The organism is Bacteroides cellulosilyticus (assembly GCF_020091405.1).
In the GTDB taxonomy this organism is placed as follows: domain Bacteria; phylum Bacteroidota; class Bacteroidia; order Bacteroidales; family Bacteroidaceae; genus Bacteroides.
In genome coordinates this window covers 1105128-1125159 of record NZ_CP081903.1, presented here as the reverse complement: position 1 = coordinate 1125159, position 20032 = coordinate 1105128, and the positions used below count along the sequence as shown (strand labels likewise).

The window sequence follows — 20032 nt, the reverse complement described above, 5'->3', positions numbered from 1 at the left end:
ATGAAGAAGAATAGATTTCTATGGGCTTTACTGTTGCTCGTTTCGCTGGGTGCGGCGGCGCAGGATAACATTCATTTTGTGGCGGGTACGCCCGCGCAGAAGGGTTTAAGCCAGAAGAACATGGATGCACTGAAACTGAAAGTGGAGCAAATTATTGCCCGCAATAATGCCGGAACTGCTTCACTTTACAATGCGTTCGTCATTCAGCCCGAGCTTGTTCTCGGAGAGACGAAGAAGACGGAAGGATTGCTGCGGGATGTGACGCTGGTTACAGGTGAATTTTCATTGACTGCCCGCAATAAGTATGATGACAGTGTATATGGAACGGCCGTTATCGAGGTACAGGGAGACGCTACCGGAAGTAAGGACAATGCGATTGCTTCGCTTATCTCCGGCATCAAGGTTACCGATCCGGCTTTTGTACGTTTCATCCGCACTACACGTAAGCGTATTGCTGATTTCTACCAGCAGAATTGTCCTGTCATCATTAAGAAAGCGGAGGTGCTGATAGATGCCAGGCTCTTGAATGAAGCTGCGGATTATTTGTCTATAGTTCCCGAAACGGTACCTTGCTACGATGAAGTGTTGGGTATATTGCAAAAGATAGGGAAGCGGGAGCCGCAAGAATCGCCTGTTATTCCTGAACCGGCTCCCGAAGAACCGGCTTCCCCGGAACCTGCTCCGGAAGTGCAACCTACTCCTGTCGCAGAGCCCGTGACGTCTTCCGAACCGGTTGCCGTGCAGCCGGAGAAGGCTCCTTTGCCCGAATGTAAGATTTCGGTTTCCTGCAATGACCTTTCTTTCGAACTGGTGTCTTGTGAAGGCAATGAAACGGCTGAAAGTATTCGTGTCTATGCCCGCTTCACCAATACAGGTGTGACGAATAACAGTGCGACTATTCGTATGACTTCGGCAATTGATCCGGATGGTGCGACCTTTACTAATTTCTCTCAGATAGAGACGAATGGCTGTACTTCCTGGACTTATGGAAACAAGATGCCGAAAGGTGTCAGAATAGGTAAGGTGTTCGAAATCAAAGGTGTCAGTACTCCTTGTGCCACACTTTCGTATGTAGAAATGACGGTGGATAACTGTAAAGTGATTATCCATAATCTGCCCGTTGATTGGAAATAAAGAAAGGAAAACCGCTTATGAAGATGAAAAGAATAGGAATTACGGTTGCTTTGCTTTTCTGCATGGGAACAGTTTCATTATTTGCCCAGGCATATAAAGTCGTTGAAAAGAGCGATAAGAAAGCTCCCGTCTGGTATGAGTCTGCGGAGTCCGGCTATATCGTGGCTTCTGCGGAGACTGGTTCGATGGAAGAGGCACGCCAGCAATGTCTGGAAAGTGTGAAGCGCCAGATTATTCAGGCTGTGGCACAGAATATCGAGTTCTCGGATTCGCATACAGTGAAACAGACTTCCGGTAACGGTGACCGTATCACGGAGTTTGTCGATCAGTATATGGCCGAAGGTTCTACCCGTGCGGCTTCTTTGCCTTTTATCAAGGGGATCTCACTTTCTAAAGTCGATGGTTCGTATTGGGAGAAACGCCGTGATAAGAAGTCCGGTAAGATAACGTACGCTTATGCGATACGCTATCCCTTCCCTGAAAGTGAACATAAAGCGTTGGTTCGTCAGTTCGAAGAGCAGGATCGTGCAATGGAAGACTTGATAAAGAAGATGGAAGAGCGTATTTCCGATATCTCTTCGGTGGAAGAAATAGACCAGTGCATCACAAAAATGCGTCCCGCCGCAGAATATTTCTTCGATAAGACACGTCGCGAATGGGCGGAAGGTGTTGTTCAGAACTACCGGAAATTGCCAACCTTTATCACTGCCGAAGGAAAGTCGGACGGCAAGGATGCTTACATAGTCTCCTTATTTATAAAAGGAAAGAAGATAACTACGGCTGCTATGCCGAAACTTACTTCTAACTGCGCTTCCCAACTGAAAGCTGTGCCATGTGGCGAAGACATTCTGATAACTTATAATAGCGAAGACTGTCTGGAAGACGAAGAGAACTTTGTGGAATTGACATTTAAGATGCCGGGAAAATCACTGAAGCATAAGTTCTATTTTTGAGCCAGCTGCTTTACTTCCCCATTCTCTTTTTCAAACCGGTAGTTACCGCCTTTCTCACTCAGTTCGAACAGGGATAGTTGATCTGTTGCTTTATCCACAATCAACAATGCGCTCTGCTCGGCAAAACGTTTCACATCCATACTGAATGGTTCTTCGGTTATTTTCTTATTCACCAGCACGCTGTCATTAATCATTAGTGACAGGGAATCTCCAATAAATCCTTTTTCCAGGGTGATGGTGTACGTTTCGATAAAGTTCCGGTCTTCATCTTTCTGCTTCTGCAGCCGCAGGCTCATGTAAACGAAGATGACGACAACGAAAATAACTGCAAAGGCCAGGATGCCGTTGCCTACCATAAACTGTTTGTTGGTATTCAAGTGGTGTGCCATAAGGATAAAGTTTTAAGAATGGTACAAATGTAATGAATAAACCCTATATTAGGTAATATTTTAAGAATTTTGTACCTGATGAATGCACTCATCATTGGGCAAATGTGTAATTACTATCCTGTGTACAGATAGCTACAAGGTCTTTTTCCTAGGGCTACACCCTTTGGTTGGAATGGCTACACTCTTTCCGATAAAAGGTGTAGCCCTTTTTGGGAAAGGGTGTAGCCTTGGAGTGGATAATATTTCGCTTTAGAAATGGTGGTAATTATTTTATATGATTGAGTGCTTTTTCCCTTGTTTTTGTATGTTATTAAACTACATATTCGTATCTTTGGTTGTCAGGAATGAGAACTCTGTTCTGAATGCTATGAATAAACAGTCTTTTGGTTACTATCAGAAGCCTATTTATTATATAAAAAAGCGGATAATGCATTAATAAGAAAATGTTGGATTCTCTGTTGCGAATAGTCCAAAAAGAAACTATGCGAAATAAAGTTCTGTAAGTGCAGAGAAAGAATGTTTGTCCTTTCTCCTTTTTTATGTTAAATGTTTAATATTCATATATGAAGATAATTATATTCTTGTTTCTTATAATAACTTGTTCCCTGCCGATGAAATCTCAATCACAGGGATATGTCATAGATGGAAAAGACAATAGTCCATTATCCGGAGTAAATATATATCTGCAAAAAGATTCTGTAGGAATAGGTGTGACTGATAAAAATGGGTATTTCAATATTGAGGATGTGGAGAATATTGCAGGAAGTGATACGATTGTTTTCTCGTATGTGGGATATCTTTCTCTTAAACTTACCCTTAAGGATTTGAGATATTCGGCCTATCGCGTAACAATGTATACTTATTCTCAGCAATTGCCGGAAGTAAGTGTGAAGGGGGAACGAGGACGCATTTTTCTCAATTATGAACCTTTGAAGGATTTGCCTGTAGCTGTTGTTTCTTCTGGCTCCTTCATCCAAAATGGCAAGATATATATCGTATCAGGAGATGAAAAGACTCTGGCACCCGGCAGTAGTCTTTCTGATAAAATGTATGTTTATGACATTGCTACAGATACTTGGACAGAAAGTCTGCAAAAGTTTGCCCGACGTAATGGGCATAGAGCGCATTATTATAAAGGAAAGGTATTCATCGTGGGGGGAAAGTATTTATCCATCAACCGTAAGTTGGAATATACGGCACCTCAGATTGAAATTTACGATTTAGATAGAGATACTCTGTATGTGGATTGGGTGAATCCTCATCAGGCGGTAGATCCAGCTACATTCATTTATGATGATTGTCTGTATATGATGGGTGGCACCATAAAAAAGAACGTGTACTCTGATAAAGTGCATATACTCGATCTTAAAACCGGTGTTTGGTATGATGCCGGAATCGTTATTCCAAAAGAAAGAAGGGATTTTATGAAATGTGTTTTGGTGGGACATGTTGCTTATTTCTTTGGTGGTCAATATACGGCTTCAATGTGGAAAGTCAGAAGTTATGATTTGGAGACAGGTGCCTGGAACGACTTATGTAATTTAAAGGAAGGAGTCTGTTGCCTGGGAGTTACAACCAATGGAAATCTGATTTATATTTATGAAAATATGAGCTTGCAGATATATAATATCAGAACGAATACTGTGAATGCCTATTATTTTACGGACGGTTCGGAGAACTCTGGATTGTTCTATGCTGACGGAAAGCTTTATGTCGTAGGTGGTCGTCAACAACCTTCATTTTCTGACGACCTGGAGCCTAGAATCGAACCTGAAAATGTTTTTTCTGTTGATGTAAGCCATATAAGTCCGGAATGAGAAAAATGATTGATTTTGAACGTACAGACAATCTTTTCAACAATTAAGAAGCTGCTCTTTGAAATTATTTGCCTAATATTGCAGCTACAAACCTTTAAACAAATATGCCATGAAAAGGAAAGTGACACTTCTGTTGCTATTATTCTGTATGTTAACCCTGCATGCGCAGGAAGTATATAAAACCGTAAAAGACCTGCCGTATATTGCCAAGTCCGAGACTGACGCTTACCGAAAGGAACGTTGCAAACTGGATGTCTACTATCCGGTGGACAAAAAAGATTTTCCCACTATCGTATGGTTTCATGGCGGTGGTCTGGAAGGCGGTGGAAAGCATATCCCCCAGGAACTGATGAACAGAGGCTTTGCAGTGGTGGCGGTGAACTACCGTCTGAGTCCCAAGGCCAAGAATCCCGCTTATATTGAAGATGCTGCGGCAGCTGTGGCATGGACATTCAACCATATAGAAGAATACGGCGGCAGTAAAGACAAGATATTTGTTTCCGGACATTCCGCAGGCGGCTACCTTACACTGATATTGGCTATGGATAAGAAGTACATGGAAGCTTATGGTGCGGATGCCGATAAAGTGGCTGCTTATCTTCCCGTCAGCGGACAGACGGTGACTCATTTCACGATTCGTAAAGAACGCGGGTTGCCAAACGGTATTCCTATTATAGATGAATATGCCCCGGTGAACCGTGTGCGTAAAGATACTCCTCCTGTCATACTGATTACCGGAGACCGCAATCTGGAAATGGCGGATCGATGGGAAGAGAACGCTTTATTCGCTTCCGTAGCGAAGAATATCGGCAATAAGAAGGTGGCTCTGTATGAGTTGCAAGGCTTCAATCACGGCACAGTACTCGAACCTGCCTGTTTCCTGATTATAAACTATATCCGTGAACATTGATATATACATACTTATGAAAAGATTAACAGCTTTGATCGTCGCCTTGCTGATTGGTGTGACGATGTTTGCACAACAAGCCCTTTGGGGAAGTGCTCCCGTGGTATCTCCCGAGATTCATGGCAACAATACCGTAACCTTCCGCTTTAAAGCACCGAAAGCGGTGAGAGTACAGCTTACAGGAGACTTCCTGCCTGTACAAAAGAATGCTAAGTTTGAGGCTCCCGGAATTGTGGACCTGAAGGAAGGGCAGGAGGGTGTATGGGAATATACTACTCCCGAACCTCTGAAACCGGAGCTTTACAGCTACTCTTTTATAGTAGATGGCTTGCGGGTGAACGATCCCGCCAATGTCTACCTGATCCGTGATGTGTCCACCTTAACCAACGTATTTATCATTGGCGGCGACCGTGCCGATTTTTATAAAGTCAATCCGGTGCCTCACGGAACTGTCTCCCGAGTATGGTATGATAGTCCGGCACTTGGCCTGGAACGTCGCATGACGGTCTATACTCCTGCCGGTTATGAAACCGGCGGCAAACGCTATCCCGTGCTTTATCTCCTTCACGGAATGGGTGGCGATGAAGAAGCATGGATTTCTCTGGGCCGTACTGCACAGATATTGGATAACCTGATTGCACAGGGTAAAGCAAAGCCCATGATTGTAGTAATGCCGAACGGTAATGCTTCACAGGAAGCTGCTCCCGGAGAGTCATCCCGTGGAATGGTTCCCCCGACAATGCAGTTGCCCAAGACGATGGAGGGATCTTATGAACAGGCGTTCCCCGAGATCGTGAAGTTCATCGATAAAAACTATCGTACGGTAAAGAGTAAATCCGGTCGTGCCATAGCCGGTTTGTCTATGGGTGGCTTCCATTCTTTGCATATTTCCAAGCAATATCCCGATATGTTCAATTATGTCGGACTGTTTTCCGCTGCCATTATGCCTAATAAAGAGGCATCTTCACCGATATACGAGAACATGGAAGGAAAACTGAAAGTGCAGTTTGACAAGAACCCCGCCCTTTACTGGATTGCCATCGGTAAGACGGATTTCCTCTATAAAGCCAATGAGGAGTACCGTAAACTGCTGGATAAAAAGGGATATAAATATACCTATTACGAATCGGATGAAGGACATATCTGGAGGAACTGGCGTATTTATCTGACGGAGTTCGTTCCGATGTTGTTCAGGTAAGAGAAATACAGGAAATAACAAAACAATACCTAAAAAGCATCCTGTTATACCCTTGAGGATAACAGGATGTTCTTACCTTTGCCTGCTGAAACCCAAAAACAATACCATGAATAGAAAATTAATCTTATCCGCAGCCCTCTCCGGGCTGATGTTAACCGCTACGGCGCAAACTACAGTGGCTCCTGCCATCCCAAGAGACGGGAAAATAGAAAAGAAGGTGGAAGCCTTGCTCAAGAAGATGACCCTTGAAGAGAAGATTGGGCAGATGACAGAGCTTACCATTGACGTCATTACCAAACGTGATAATTCGACCCAAGAATTTCAGATAGACGATGCTTTGCTGGATACCGTTATCGGCAAGTACAAAGTCGGCTCTATTCTGAATGTACCCCAGGGCGTTGCACAATCCAAAGAGAAGTGGGAAGAAATCATCCGGAAGATACAGGACAAATCGATGAAAGTAATGGGTATTCCTTGTATTTATGGTGTAGACCAGATACACGGGACAACTTATACATTGGGCGGAACTTTCTTTCCCCAGGGCATCAATATGGCAGCTACCTTCAACCGCGAACTGGTGCGTGAAGGCGCCCGCATCTCCGCTTATGAAACCAAGGCCGGAAGTATCCCCTGGACCTATGCTCCGGTGCTCGACCTGGCACGTGATGCCCGCTGGCCCCGTCATTGGGAGAACTACGGTGAAGATTGCTACGTGAATGCCGAAATGGGGCGCGAAGCTGTATTCGGTTTTCAGGGCAGTGATCCTAACCATATAGGAAAACAGCAAGTAGCCGCCTGCATCAAGCATTATATGGGTTACGGTGTCCCTGTTTCCGGTAAAGACCGTACCCCTTCGTCCATCACTGTGCAGGATATGCGCGAGAAACATTTCGCTCCGTTCCTGGAAGGTATCAAGGCTGGTGCTTTGTCTGTTATGGTGAACTCTGCCATGAACAACGGGCTTCCTTTTCATGCCAACTACGAGCTGCTGACCGAGTGGCTGAAAGAGGACTTGAACTGGGATGGCATGATTGTGACCGACTGGGCGGATATCAATAACCTCTACACCCGCGATAAGATTGCAAGCAGCAAGAAAGAGGCTATCAAGATAGCTATCAATGCCGGTATCGATATGTCGATGGTGCCTTATGAATGGAGTTTCTGTACATACCTGAAAGAGTTGGTGGAAGAAGGCGAAGTGCCGATGAGCCGCATTGACGATGCTGTACGCCGCGTGCTGCGCATGAAGTATCGCTTGGGCTTGTTCGAAACACCTGCTTATAATCACAAGGATTTCCCCCTGTTCGGAGGTAAAGAGCATGCCGCCGCCGCTTTGCAGGCTGCCGAAGAGTCTCTGGTCTTATTGAAGAATACTGATCATATCTTGCCGTTGCCTAAAGATAAAAAACTGCTGATTACAGGCCCTAATGCCAACTCCATGCGTACGCTCAACGGTGGCTGGTCTTACACTTGGCAAGGACACAGGGCGGATGAATTAGCGGCGGATTATAACACCATTCTTGAATCGTTCACTCAGAAGTTCGGTGCTTCCAATATCATCTATGAGCCGGGTGTCACTTATAAGGAAGGTGGCGCATGGTGGGAAGAAAATGCTCCGGAAATAGATAAAGCCGTAGCTGCTGCCGCCAATGCGGATTATATCATCGCTTGTGTGGGTGAGAACTCCTATTGCGAAACTCCGGGTAACCTGAACAACCTCTTCCTCTCCGAAAGCCAACTCAATCTGGTGAAAGCATTGGCTGCCACCGGAAAGCCGGTTGTTTTGGTTCTGAACGAAGGCCGTCCGCGCATCGTCAACGAAATAGAACCGTTGGCAAAGGCTGTTATCAACACCATGCTTCCGGGTAACTATGGAGGCGATGCTTTGGCAAACCTCGTGGCAGGAGACGCCAACTTCAGCGGTAAGATGCCCTATACTTATCCGAAGGAAATCAATTCACTGTTCACTTACGACTACAAGCCGTGCGAAGACCTTGAAAAGATGTCGGGTGCTTATGATTACGATGCCGTGATGTCCGTGCAATGGGCATTTGGTTACGGATTGAGTTACACTACCTATGCTTACAGTAATCTCAAAGTGGATAAAACCAACTTTACGGCTGACGATGTACTTACTTTCACCGTTGATGTGAAGAACACCGGTAACCGTATCGGCAAGGAAAGTGTTCTGCTGTTCAGCAGCGATCTGATCGCTTCCCTGACTCCTGATATCCGCCGCCTGCGTGCTTTCGAGAAAGTAGAACTGCAACCGGGAGAAACGAAAACCGTTACGCTGAAAGTGAAAGGTTCCGACCTTGCTTTCGTGGGTTATGATGGCAAATGGATTCTGGAAAAAGGCGACTTCCGCATACAGACGGGTAATCAAACTTTGAATATTACTTGTACGGATACCAGGAAATGGGATACGCCGAATAAGTAGAAAAGATTGAGCCTGCTATGAATAATGCAGGTTAAAGAGGAATATGGCATGTTCTATATTCCCATCAAATAATTTCTTTTATCGGCAGAAACAATTATCTTTGCAGTAACAAATAGGTCGGCTGTATGCATACATCCCATCGGGTGTATGCATACAGCCGATGGGATGTTTATAAGCGTCTGATGGGCTGGTTGTAGCCATCCTTCTGATTTGAAGTAGCGGAGAAAATTGTTTCCGGCGGTTTTGGAACTTATTCTCCGCGGCCTTGGAATTAGTGCTTTGCGGTATAGGGTAATGAACTTAAATACAGATAGATATGGCTTATTATGATTTGAAGAAAAAACCTTCGCTCACCACGAAAGAAGGCGAAACGGAAGTGCTTTATGTGCAAGCTATCACGGCGGGAACTATCCTGTCGGATGAGTTCCTGGATTTGGTGTCCAAACGGATTGGCTTTCGCAAAGGAGAGATTGAAGGAGTGCTGATGAGTGTGTTTGATACGGCAACCGACTGGATAAACAAAGGGTTCAGCGTAGAAGTCGGTGAGTTCGGCTTTTTTACCGGCAAGGTGAAAGGCAATCGGATGGTGGCGAAAAAAACGGATATCCGCTCCCAATCCATCCGCTTCAACAATGTCAATTTTCGTCCTTCCGCCACCTTCAAGAAAGCGCTGAATGGAGATTTGACACGCGTTCCGACGGTACAGTTCCGCCAATCCAGCGACTTGAGCATGGAGGAATTGGAAAAACTGCTGATGAATTACCTGGACAACAACGCCTACATCAGCCGGGTGACCTACAGCGAGCTGACCGGCAGGCTGAAGTGGAAAGCCGCCCAGGACTTGAAGCACTTTGTAGAAAAAGGGCTGATTGAGAGCCGTGGAAAAAGGAACCAAAAGCACTATGTGAAGGCGGAACGGACGTGATTCCGGGCTTGTCGGCTTGTCAACTGAATCCTTGTTAATAAATAAATTGAGTGTATGCGAAACTAAATTGCCTATAGTTTGGGTGATTCATCGAAATGGATTAACTTTACGAGGTGGCAATCAAAAGAAGGGAATGATTATGAAATATCCTATTGGAATACAGACGTTCGAAAGAATCCGTGAAGACGGATACGTGTATGTGGACAAGACGGCTTTAGTCTATCAATTGGTCACCACCGGTGCCATTTACTTCCTGAGCCGCCCCCGCCGCTTCGGCAAGAGCTTGTTGGTGAGTACTCTGGAGGCTTATTACAGTGGGCGGAAAGAACTTTTTGAAGGATTAGCTATTGCGGAACTTGAAAAAGACTGGCTGGAATATCCCATATTCCGCATCGATTTCAACGGTGGCCCTTATATGCAACCGGGAATTCTGGAAGCAACCATCGAAGGATATTTGGGCAATTGGGAAGATATCTACGGCAAGAATCCCCACTATAGTACTGTCGGAGATCGCTTCAGGGAGTTGCTGAGGCGTGCCAGTGAAAAGACAGGCCGTCGTGCGGTGGTTTTGGTAGACGAGTATGACAAGCCCATCCTCGATGCTCTCGATACCCCGCAGGAAGCTGTGAACCGGGAAATTCTGAAAACCTTTTATTCTACCTTCAAGGGAGCCGATGCCTCCTTGCAGTTCGTACTGCTGACCGGTGTGACCAAATTCTCTCAAGTGAGCGTGTTCAGCGGTTTCAACCAGCCAAAGGATATCAGTATGGATCGCCGTTTCGATACTCTTTGTGGCATTACGCAGCAGGAGATGGAGCACTACTTTGCCGAACCAATAACAGCATTGGCCGAGAGATACCAATGCTCTGCGGGGGAAATGAAAGATATGCTCAAAAAGCAATATGATGGCTACCACTTCAGCGATGCACTGATTGGTGTATACAATCCGTTCAGCTTGCTCAATGCGTTCGATCAGACAAGGATTTTTGATTACTGGTACGCCACCGGCACGCCTACCTATCTGGAAAAACTGCTGAAGCACAATCATGAGCAGATAAACGAACTGACCGGTAAATATTATGCCCCGGCCATGTTTGTGGACTATAAAGCCGATGTTGAGAAGCCGCTACCGATGATCTACCAAAGCGGTTACCTCACCATCAAAGACTATGACATGCGCAGGAATGCTTATCTGCTGGATTTTCCCAACAACGAAGTGCGGCAAGGCTTTCTCGCCATGATAGCGAACGATTACCTGAAACCGAAGGACGGCAACATCTCCTCGTGGGTAATCGATGCCCTCATCCTGCTGGAAGACGGTGAGACGGCCGAATTCCGTGATTCCTTGACCGCTTTCCTGTCGAGCATAGCGTATGACAGCCACGATTCGCTTGGGACTCCCGAGGCTACCGAAAAATATTTCCAGTACACATTTTATCTCATTCTGCGTCTGATAGGCGAAAGCAATTGCCGTCTCATCAACGAGAAACCCCAGGCCATCGGCCGTGTGGACTGCATCATCGAACTGAAAGATTATGTTTACATCTTCGAATTTAAACTCGACGGCTCGGCCGACGAGGCACTCCGTCAGATTGAAGAAAAAAACTATGCCAAACCTTATCTTACGGACAAGCGCAAGGTGATTTGTATCGGCGTCAACTTCTCGTCCCGGACGAGGACAGTGGAGGAATGGAAAGAGAAAACAGGAAGATAACCCCTTAATTATTCTTTTTTCTTTCTAATATTTTGTAGTCGAATAGATTATTTATATCTTTGCAACCGCAATGGATGAAAGGTGGAGGGGCAATTAAGCTCCTTTTTTTGTTCTTATATAGTTAATCAATGGTAGAAAAGAAAACTGTTTGTCAGATTGTTGACGAGTGGCTGGACGGAAAAGAGTACTTTCTGGTGGAAGTAGCTATCAGCCCGGACGACAAGATTGTGGTGGAAATTGACCACAAAGAAGGGGTTTGGATTGAAGATTGTGTGGAGTTGAGCCGATACATCGAATCCAAGTTGAACCGTGAGGATGAGGATTATGAGTTGGAGGTAGGTTCTGCCGGTATCGGACAGCCATTTAAAGTGTTGCAACAGTACACCAACCACATCGGAAAAGAAGTGGAAGTGCTGAGAAAAGATGGACGCAAGTTGTGCGGCGTGCTGAAAGCAGCCGATGAACAGCATTTCACTGTAACTGTAGAAAAGAAAGTGAAATCCGAAGGAGCCAAGCGCCCCCAGCTGGTGCAGGAAGACGAAATGCTTGCGTATGATGAAATAAAATATACTAAATACTTAATCAGTTTTAAATAAGACTATGGCCAAGAAAGTAGAAACTATCAGCCTGATAGATACATTTTCGGAATTTAAGGAACTGAAAAATATCGATAGAACCACCATGGTGAGCGTGCTCGAAGAGTCGTTCCGTAGTGTGATCGCGAAGATGTTCGGCACCGATGAGAATTACGACGTAATTGTGAACCCGGACAAGGGCGACTTCGAAATATGGCGCAACCGTGAAGTAGTGGCGGATGAAGACCTGGAAAATCCGAACTTGCAGATTGCATTATCGGAAGCACAGAAAATAGATGCTTCTTATGAAGTGGGCGAGGAAGTGACGGATGAAGTAATCTTCGCGAACTTCGGACGACGTGCCATCCTGAACTTGCGTCAGACGTTGGCCTCTAAAATTTTGGAACTGGAAAAAGACAGTATCTATAATAAATATATTGATAAGGTGGGTAATATCATCAATGCGGAAGTATACCAGATATGGAAGAAGGAAATGCTGCTGCTCGATGATGAAGGAAACGAATTGCTGCTGCCCAAGACGGAACAGATTCCGAGCGATTTCTATCGCAAGGGAGAAACGGCGCGTGCCGTGGTGGCCCGTGTGGACAACAAGAATAACAATCCGAAGATTATCCTTTCCCGTACATCGCCTGTATTCCTGCAGCGTCTGTTCGAGATGGAAGTGCCCGAAATCAATGACGGACTGATTACCATTAAGAAGATTGCCCGTATCCCCGGTGAGCGTGCCAAGATTGCCGTTGAGTCGTACGACGACCGTATCGACCCGGTAGGTGCCTGCGTAGGTGTAAAGGGTAGCCGTATTCATGGCATTGTTCGTGAGTTGCGCAATGAGAATATTGACGTAATCAACTATACGTCCAATATCCAGTTGTTTATTCAGCGTGCCCTCAGCCCCGCGAAGATATCTTCTATTCGTCTGAATGAAGAAGAACGTAAGGCAGAAGTATTTCTGAGGCCTGAAGAGGTTTCGCTGGCTATTGGTAAAGGCGGTTTGAATATCAAACTTGCCAGTATGTTGACCGAGTACACCATTGACGTATTCCGTGAGTTGGATCAGGCTGTTGAGGATGAAGATATCTATCTGGATGAGTTCAGAGACGAAATCGACGGTTGGGTGATTGATGCTATCAAGTCGATTGGTATCGATACAGCGAAGGCCGTGCTGAACGCTCCGCGCGAGTTGTTGATTGAAAAGACCGACCTGGAAGAAGAAACGGTGGACGAGGTATTACGCATTTTAAGTTTGGAGTTTGAAGAAGGCGAACCTGAATTGGATCCGGCACCTGAGGTTATGCCTGAGACAGAGCCCGAGGTTGCCCCTGAGGCAGAGCCCGAGGCAGAATAAAGTGTCTGTCGACATCTGTTTCTGTTTGCACTAACTTCTTTCTCCACATTATTCATTAATTTTTTAGTATGACGATAAGGTTAAATAAAGTAACAAGAGATTTGAATGTAGGAATTTCAACGGTCGTTGAGTTCTTGCAGAAGAAAGGATTTGCCGTTGAGGCAAACCCCAACACAAAAATTAACGAGGAGCAATATGCCTTGCTCGTGAAAGAGTTCAGTACAGATAAGAATCTTAGACTTGAATCGGAACGTTTCATTCAGGAACGGCAGAATAAAGACCGTAACAAAGCATCGGTATCTATCGATGGTTACGAGGCTGAGACTACGGAGAAACCGAAAGTTGAAGAAATAAAGACTGTTGTCCCCGAAGATGCACGTCCGAAGTTTAAACCTGTCGGAAAAATAGACCTGGATAAACTGAACCGGAAACCGGTAGTAGAAAAAGTGGAAGAAAAGAAAGTGGAAACATCTGCGCCTGTGGTAGAGGAAGAACCTAAACCGCAGCCCAAACCGGAACCGAAGCCTGAGTTCAGACCGGAACCGAAACCGGAACCCAGACCGGAATTGAAGCCCGAACCGAAACCCGAACCGAAGCCGGCTCCGGCTCCCGAACCGGCTCCTGTAGTGAAAGAAGAACCGAAGCCAGCAGTCGTTGCAGAAAAACCTGCACCCAACCCCGCTCCGGTAGTAGCGAAAGAAGTAGTGAAAAAAGAAACACCTGCTCCCGTGGCACCTGTCCGGGAAGAGGCGAAACCTGCCGTGGCAGAAGAAGCGCCTGCAAAGAGTGATGAAGCGGAAATCTTCACAATTCACAAGCCGGAGTTTGTTTCTAAGATCAATATCATCGGTCAGATTGATCTGGCGACATTGAACCAGTCTACACGCCCTAAGAAGAAATCCAAAGAGGAGAAACGTAAGGAGCGCGAAGAGAAGGAGAAGATTCGTCAGGATCAGAAGAAGCTGATGAAAGAGGCGATCATCAAAGAAATCCGCCGCGAAGACACCAAAGCGAAGGATGGCAAGGAGAAAGATGCCGATGCCAACGCCAACAAGAAGAAACGTCTCCGCATTAATAATAATAAGGAGAAGGTGGATATCAACAATGCATCCAACTTCCAACGTGGAGGCGACAACCGTGGTGGTGGAGGCAAAGGACCTCATGCCGGCGGCGGTCAGCAAGGTGCCGGTGGTGGTAATAATCACCAAGGTGGCAACAAGAACAATCGTAACAACAATAACAGGGATCGTTTCAAGAAACCGGTCATCAAGCAGGAGGTTAGCGAGGAAGACGTAGCTAAGCAGGTAAAAGAAACCTTGGCACGCCTCACTTCCAAAGGTAAGAGCAAGACTTCCAAATACCGTAAGGACAAGCGCGATATAGCGAACAGCCGTATGCAGGAGCAGGAAGACCGCGAAATGGCGGACAGCAGAGTGCTGAAGATAACGGAATTCGTGACTGCCAACGAGTTGGCAAGCATGATGGACGTTTCCGTGACGCAGGTCATCGCTACTTGTATGAGTATCGGTATCATGGTGTCTATCAACCAGCGTCTGGATGCTGAAACCATCAATCTGGTGGCGGAAGAGTTCGGATACAAGACTGAATATGTCAGTGCGGAAGTGGCACAGGCCATTGTAGAGGAGGAGGATTCTGAAGAGGATCTGGAACCGCGCGCGCCGATTGTTACCGTCATGGGTCACGTAGACCACGGTAAGACATCATTGCTCGACTATATCCGTAAGGCGAACGTTATTGCCGGTGAAGCCGGTGGTATCACGCAGCACATCGGTGCTTACAACGTGAAACTGGAAGACGGACGTGAGATTACGTTCCTCGATACTCCGGGTCATGAGGCGTTTACCGCTATGCGTGCCCGTGGTGCGAAGGTGACGGACGTGGTTATCATTATTGTCGCTGCCGATGATAACGTGATGCCGCAAACGAAGGAAGCTATCAACCATGCTATGGCTGCCGGTGTACCTATCGTATTCGCAATTAACAAGATTGATAAACCGACTGCCAACGCTGACAAGATTAAGGAGGAACTGGCAGCTATGAACTATCTCGTTGAAGAATGGGGCGGCAAATATCAATCGCAAGATATCTCGGCCAAGAAAGGCTTGGGTGTGAAAGAACTGTTGGAGAAAGTATTGCTGGAAGCAGAAATGCTTGATTTGAAAGCAAACCCGAACCGTAAGGCAACAGGTTCCATCATCGAGTCTTCATTGGACAAAGGACGTGGTTACGTAGCTACCATGCTGGTATCAAACGGTACACTTCAGGTGGGAGACATCGTACTGGCAGGTACAGCCTATGGTAAGGTGAAAGCTATGTTCAATGAACGTAACCAGCGCCTGAAAGAGGCCGGACCGTCTGAGCCGGTATTGATTCTGGGATTGAACGGTGCACCTGCTGCCGGTGATACGTTCCACGTAATCGATACGGAACAGGAAGCACGTGAAATCGCTAACAAGCGCGAACAGTTGCAACGTGAACAAGGTCTGCGTACTCAGAAGATGCTTACTTTGGATGAAGTTGGCCGTCGTCTGGCACTGGGTGACTTCCATGAACTGAATGTTATCGTTAAGGGTGACGTGGACGGTTCTGTTGAGGCGTTGAGCGACTCACTGATCAAGCTGTCTACAGAGCAGGTACAGGTAAATGTAATCCACAAAGGCGTTGGAGCTATCTCCGAATCCGATGTTTCATTGGCTGCCGCTTCGGATGCCATTATCATCGGCTTCCAGGTACGTCCGTCGAATGCCGCTGCGAAGATGGCGGAGAACGAGGGTGTGGATATCCGCAAGTACTCGGTAATCTACGACGCTATCGAAGAGGTGAAGGCCGCTATGGAAGGTATGTTGGCACCGCAGGTGAAGGAACAAGTAACTGCAACCATCGAGGTACGCGAGGTGTTCAATATCACCAAGGTAGGCCTCGTAGCCGGTGCGGTAGTGAAGACCGGAAAGGTGAAACGCAGCGACAAGGCTCGTCTCATCCGCGACGGTATCGTAATCTTTACCGGTTCTATCAATGCTTTGAAACGTTTCAAGGACGACGTGAAGGAAGTAGGTACCAACTTCGAGTGTGGTATCAGCCTGACGAACTGCAACGATATCAAGGTAGGCGATATGATCGAATCTTACGAAGAAATAGAAGTAAAACAGACTCTGTAAGCGAAATAATCTTTTAGACACGGATTACACGGATTTCACGGATTGGTTTAAAAGAAGAACCGTGTTTATCCGTGTAATCCGTGTCTTTTTTTAGATATAGTTATGACAATAATAGATATCATCTTATTAGTGGTGATTGGTGCGGGAGCGGTCATCGGTTTTATAAAAGGCTTCATCAAGCAATTGGCATCTATCCTCGGATTGATTGTCGGATTGCTGGCTGCAAAAGCACTGTATGTGTCGGTAGCGGAGAGAGTCTTTTCTAAGATAACGGATTCCATGACGTTTGCCCAGATATTGGCGTTTGTTGTTATCTGGGTAGTGGTGCCATTGTTGTTCCTGCTGGTAGCGACTTTGCTGACGAAGGCGATGGAGGCAGTCTCGCTCGGTTGGCTGAATCGATGGCTGGGTGCCGGACTGGGCGCGTTGAAGTTTCTGCTGCTGGTGAGTCTGCTTATCTGTGTTGTCGAGTTTATCGACTCGGATAATACGATGATTGATAGAACAATGAAGGAGGAATCCGTGTTATATTATCCTATAGAGTCGTTCGCGGGAATGTTTTTCCCGGCTGCAAAAGAAGTTACAGAACAATATATACTTAATACATAATGCAACCCGAAGAACCCAATAAATATGTAAAGGAACTAACGCAGGAGAAGTACAAGTACGGCTTCACCACCGACGTGCATACGGAAGTCATTGAGCGTGGGCTGAATGAAGATGTTGTACGGCTGATCTCTGCGAAGAAGAACGAGCCGGAATGGCTGTTGGAGTTCCGTCTGAAAGCATATCGTCACTGGTTGACGATGGAGATGCCTACATGGGCACATCTCCGTATTCCTGAGATAGATTATCAGGCTATTTCCTACTATGCCGATCCGTTGGCGAAGAAGAAAGATGCGCCTAAGAGCATGGACGAAGTAGACCCTGAGTTGATAAAAACTTTCAATAAGCTGGGCATCCCCCTGGAAGAACAGATGGCGCTGAGTGGCATGGCGGTGGATGCCGTGATGGACTCCGTGTCTGTGAAAACTACTTTCAAAGAGACGCTGATGGAGAAGGGGATTATCTTTTGTTCCATCAGTGAAGCTGTACGTGAGCATCCGGATTTGGTGCAGAAGTATCTTGGTTCCGTGGTGGGATACCGTGATAACTTCTTTGCCGCGCTGAACTCGGCGGTATTCTCCGACGGTTCGTTCGTATATATCCCGAAAGGAGTACGCTGCCCGATGGAGTTATCCACTTATTTCCGTATCAATGCGCGTAATACAGGGCAGTTTGAACGGACGCTGATTGTGGCGGATGATGATTCGTATGTTTCCTATCTGGAAGGTTGTACGGCTCCGATGCGCGATGAGAACCAGTTGCATGCCGCTATCGTGGAGATTGTGGTGCACGAACGTGCGGAGGTGAAGTACAGTACCGTACAGAACTGGTATCCGGGTGATGCCGAAGGTAAAGGCGGTGTTTATAACTTTGTTACGAAACGTGGTAACTGCAAAGGTGCGAACAGTAAGCTCTCCTGGACACAAGTAGAGACAGGTTCGGCTATTACGTGGAAATACCCTTCCTGTATTTTGACGGGAGATAACTCTTCGGCGGAATTCTACAGTGTGGCGGTGACGAACAACTACCAACAGGCGGATACGGGTACGAAGATGATTCATCTGGGTAAGAATACCAGTAGTACCATTGTCAGCAAGGGTATCTCTGCCGGACATAGTGAGAACTCTTACCGGGGCTTGGTGCGTGTAGCTCAAAAGGCGGATAATGCGCGTAACTATAGTCAGTGCGACTCTTTGTTGCTGGGTGACAAGTGCGGTGCGCATACCTTCCCGTATATGGATATCCATAATGAGACGGCGGTTGTGGAGCATGAGGCGACTACCAGCAAGATCAATGAAGACCAGATCTTCTATTGCAACCAGCGTGGTATTTCTACGGAGGATGCAGTAGGGCTGATTGTGAACGGCTATGCTAAGGAAGTGCTTAATAAGCTGCCTATGGAGTTTGCGGTAGAGGCTCAGAAGTTGTTAGCTATTTCGCTGGAAGGCAGCGTAGGATAAATGAAGAGTTAAGAATGAAGAATGAAGAATCAAAATAAAACGATGAAGAGTTAGGAGTGGAGAATGTTGCGATATTCTTCATTCTTAATTCTTCATTCTTAATTTAATAGATTATGTTAGAGATAAAAGACCTGCATGCCAGTGTAAATGGCAAAGAGATATTGAAAGGCATCAACCTGTCGGTAAGAGCTGGTGAGGTGCATGCTATTATGGGACCGAACGGTTCCGGAAAGAGTACTCTTTCGGCTGTATTGGTAGGTAATCCTGCCTTTGAGGTGACGAAGGGAAGCGTGACTTTCTGCGGTAAGAACCTGCTGGACTTTTCACCGGAAGACCGTAGTCACGAGGGTATCTTCCTCAGCTTCCAGTATCCGGTGGAAATTCCGGGTGTGAGTATGGTTAACTTTATGCGTGCAGCGGTGAATGAGCAACGTAAATATAATCATCTGCCTGCTCTCAGTGCAAGCGAGTTCCTGAAGTTGATGCGTGAAAAGCGTGCCATTGTGGAACTGGACAATAAACTGGCTAACCGTTCGGTGAACGAGGGCTTCTCCGGTGGAGAGAAGAAGCGGAATGAAATCTTCCAGATGGCGATGCTGGAACCGAAATTAAGTATTCTGGATGAAACGGATTCCGGGCTGGATATCGATGCCTTGCGTATCGTAGCCGAAGGTGTGAACAAGTTGAAAACACCGGAGAACAGTACTATCGTCATCACTCACTACCAACGCTTACTGGATTATATCAAACCTGACGTCGTACATGTGCTTTACAAAGGTCGTATCGTGAAGACGGCGGGACCGGAATTGGCGCTGGAACTGGAAGAGAAGGGGTATGATTGGATTAAGAAGGAGTTGGGAGAATAATTGATTTTTTAGACACGGATGACACGGATGACGCAGATTCTTTATTAGTATATTATGAGTTTAACACAGGCTGATAAGACGAGTGCTATTATAAATGCATTTTATGATGTGTACAATGAACTCGGATATGGGTTTATAGAGAATGTATACCAGAATGCATTATATAGGGAGTTATTGAGACGTGATATCCCATGTGTTGCACATCCGAAAATAAATGTTTATTATAAGAATGAAATAGTTGGTTATTATGAAGCTGATATTATTGTTTATGATTCTGTTATATTAGAACTGAAAGCAGTCAGTCGGCTATCAAAAGAACATGAATTGCAATTAGTAAACTATCTGAAGGCAACAAATATAGAGATTGGTTTATTGCTAAACTTTGGACCAAAACCAGAGATAAGCAGGAAGGTGTTCTCTAACTATTACAGAGAGTGTTTACAGAAAGAAAATAAAGAATCCGTGTCATCCGTGTTATCCGTGTCTAAAAAATAAAATATAAA

The 20032-nt window shown here is 45.9% G+C and carries 16 protein-coding genes; 15 read left to right on the top strand and 1 reads right to left on the bottom strand.

Annotated features, from left to right (window positions below):
* Together K6V21_RS03905 and K6V21_RS03900 are read left to right on the top strand one after the other, a co-directional pair.
* Complete coding sequence (locus tag K6V21_RS03905; RefSeq protein ID WP_224320897.1) at positions 1 to 1134, top strand: hypothetical protein; 1134 nt, start codon at positions 1 to 3, stop codon at positions 1132 to 1134.
* Positions 1135 to 1157: 23 nt separating this feature from the next.
* Entirely contained in the window at positions 1158 to 2087 is a 930-nt protein-coding gene (locus tag K6V21_RS03900) for a hypothetical protein (protein WP_224320896.1), read from the top strand.
* Here K6V21_RS03900 and K6V21_RS03895 read toward each other — a convergent pair.
* Positions 2078 to 2476: a hypothetical protein gene (locus tag K6V21_RS03895; protein ID WP_118401997.1), complete on the bottom strand. Its 399-nt coding sequence runs from the start codon at positions 2474 to 2476 to the stop codon at positions 2078 to 2080. The two genes, K6V21_RS03900 and K6V21_RS03895, sit on opposite strands and share 10 nt — an antisense overlap.
* A gap of 563 nt (positions 2477 to 3039) precedes the next feature.
* Here K6V21_RS03895 and K6V21_RS03890 point away from each other — a divergent pair.
* From K6V21_RS03890 to K6V21_RS03830, 13 genes are all read left to right on the top strand, one after another.
* The gene (locus tag K6V21_RS03890; protein ID WP_224320895.1) at positions 3040 to 4293 is read left to right on the top strand and encodes a carboxypeptidase-like regulatory domain-containing protein; all 1254 of its coding nucleotides are present in this window, start codon (positions 3040 to 3042) and stop codon (positions 4291 to 4293) included.
* A 109-nt stretch (positions 4294 to 4402) separates the two neighbouring features.
* The gene (locus tag K6V21_RS03885) at positions 4403 to 5203 is read left to right on the top strand and encodes an alpha/beta hydrolase (RefSeq protein ID WP_217716180.1); all 801 of its coding nucleotides are present in this window, start codon (positions 4403 to 4405) and stop codon (positions 5201 to 5203) included.
* A gap of 13 nt (positions 5204 to 5216) precedes the next feature.
* Positions 5217 to 6398: an esterase gene (locus K6V21_RS03880; RefSeq protein WP_224320894.1), complete on the top strand. Its 1182-nt coding sequence runs from the start codon at positions 5217 to 5219 to the stop codon at positions 6396 to 6398.
* Between the two features lie 106 nt (positions 6399 to 6504).
* The gene (locus K6V21_RS03875) at positions 6505 to 8838 is read left to right on the top strand and encodes a glycoside hydrolase family 3 N-terminal domain-containing protein (protein ID WP_224320893.1); all 2334 of its coding nucleotides are present in this window, start codon (positions 6505 to 6507) and stop codon (positions 8836 to 8838) included.
* A 316-nt stretch (positions 8839 to 9154) separates the two neighbouring features.
* A complete protein-coding gene (locus tag K6V21_RS03870; RefSeq protein ID WP_224320892.1) occupies positions 9155 to 9763 on the top strand; it encodes an HU family DNA-binding protein in 609 nt (202 codons plus the stop codon).
* Between the two features lie 139 nt (positions 9764 to 9902).
* Positions 9903 to 11477 carry an ATP-binding protein gene (locus K6V21_RS03865; RefSeq protein ID WP_224320891.1) on the top strand — a complete coding sequence of 525 codons (1575 nt, stop codon included), beginning with the start codon at positions 9903 to 9905 and terminating at the stop codon, positions 11475 to 11477.
* Between the two features lie 128 nt (positions 11478 to 11605).
* A complete protein-coding gene (gene rimP, locus K6V21_RS03860; RefSeq protein WP_217716184.1) occupies positions 11606 to 12073 on the top strand; it encodes a ribosome assembly cofactor RimP in 468 nt (155 codons plus the stop codon).
* Positions 12074 to 12077: 4 nt separating this feature from the next.
* Complete coding sequence (nusA, locus tag K6V21_RS03855) at positions 12078 to 13418, top strand: transcription termination factor NusA (protein ID WP_217716185.1); 1341 nt, start codon at positions 12078 to 12080, stop codon at positions 13416 to 13418.
* A gap of 68 nt (positions 13419 to 13486) precedes the next feature.
* Positions 13487 to 16597, top strand: coding sequence for a translation initiation factor IF-2 (infB, locus tag K6V21_RS03850; RefSeq protein ID WP_224320890.1), 3111 nt, complete (start codon positions 13487 to 13489; stop codon positions 16595 to 16597).
* A gap of 102 nt (positions 16598 to 16699) precedes the next feature.
* Positions 16700 to 17206: a CvpA family protein gene (locus K6V21_RS03845; RefSeq protein ID WP_224320889.1), complete on the top strand. Its 507-nt coding sequence runs from the start codon at positions 16700 to 16702 to the stop codon at positions 17204 to 17206.
* Positions 17206 to 18663: a Fe-S cluster assembly protein SufB gene (gene sufB / locus K6V21_RS03840; protein ID WP_007210913.1), complete on the top strand. Its 1458-nt coding sequence runs from the start codon at positions 17206 to 17208 to the stop codon at positions 18661 to 18663. Before K6V21_RS03845 ends, sufB begins: the two co-directional genes overlap by 1 nt.
* A 113-nt stretch (positions 18664 to 18776) precedes the next feature.
* Complete coding sequence (sufC, locus tag K6V21_RS03835; protein ID WP_025832420.1) at positions 18777 to 19529, top strand: Fe-S cluster assembly ATPase SufC; 753 nt, start codon at positions 18777 to 18779, stop codon at positions 19527 to 19529.
* A gap of 54 nt (positions 19530 to 19583) precedes the next feature.
* Entirely contained in the window at positions 19584 to 20024 is a 441-nt protein-coding gene (locus K6V21_RS03830; RefSeq protein WP_025832422.1) for a GxxExxY protein, read from the top strand.
* Positions 20025 to 20032 lie beyond the last annotated feature (8 nt).

Coding starts and splice junctions, on each gene's coding strand:
- K6V21_RS03905 (WP_224320897.1), top strand. CDS start 1: ATGAAGAAGAATAGATTTCTATGGGCTTTACTGTTGCTCGTTTCGCTG.
- K6V21_RS03900 (WP_224320896.1), top strand. CDS start 1,158: ATGAAAAGAATAGGAATTACGGTTGCTTTGCTTTTCTGCATGGGAACA.
- K6V21_RS03895 (WP_118401997.1), bottom strand. CDS start 2,476: ATGGCACACCACTTGAATACCAACAAACAGTTTATGGTAGGCAACGGC.
- K6V21_RS03890 (WP_224320895.1), top strand. CDS start 3,040: ATGAAGATAATTATATTCTTGTTTCTTATAATAACTTGTTCCCTGCCG.
- K6V21_RS03885 (WP_217716180.1), top strand. CDS start 4,403: ATGAAAAGGAAAGTGACACTTCTGTTGCTATTATTCTGTATGTTAACC.
- K6V21_RS03880 (WP_224320894.1), top strand. CDS start 5,217: ATGAAAAGATTAACAGCTTTGATCGTCGCCTTGCTGATTGGTGTGACG.
- K6V21_RS03875 (WP_224320893.1), top strand. CDS start 6,505: ATGAATAGAAAATTAATCTTATCCGCAGCCCTCTCCGGGCTGATGTTA.
- K6V21_RS03870 (WP_224320892.1), top strand. CDS start 9,155: ATGGCTTATTATGATTTGAAGAAAAAACCTTCGCTCACCACGAAAGAA.
- K6V21_RS03865 (WP_224320891.1), top strand. CDS start 9,903: ATGAAATATCCTATTGGAATACAGACGTTCGAAAGAATCCGTGAAGAC.
- rimP (WP_217716184.1), top strand. CDS start 11,606: ATGGTAGAAAAGAAAACTGTTTGTCAGATTGTTGACGAGTGGCTGGAC.
- nusA (WP_217716185.1), top strand. CDS start 12,078: ATGGCCAAGAAAGTAGAAACTATCAGCCTGATAGATACATTTTCGGAA.
- infB (WP_224320890.1), top strand. CDS start 13,487: ATGACGATAAGGTTAAATAAAGTAACAAGAGATTTGAATGTAGGAATT.
- K6V21_RS03845 (WP_224320889.1), top strand. CDS start 16,700: ATGACAATAATAGATATCATCTTATTAGTGGTGATTGGTGCGGGAGCG.
- sufB (WP_007210913.1), top strand. CDS start 17,206: ATGCAACCCGAAGAACCCAATAAATATGTAAAGGAACTAACGCAGGAG.
- sufC (WP_025832420.1), top strand. CDS start 18,777: ATGTTAGAGATAAAAGACCTGCATGCCAGTGTAAATGGCAAAGAGATA.
- K6V21_RS03830 (WP_025832422.1), top strand. CDS start 19,584: ATGAGTTTAACACAGGCTGATAAGACGAGTGCTATTATAAATGCATTT.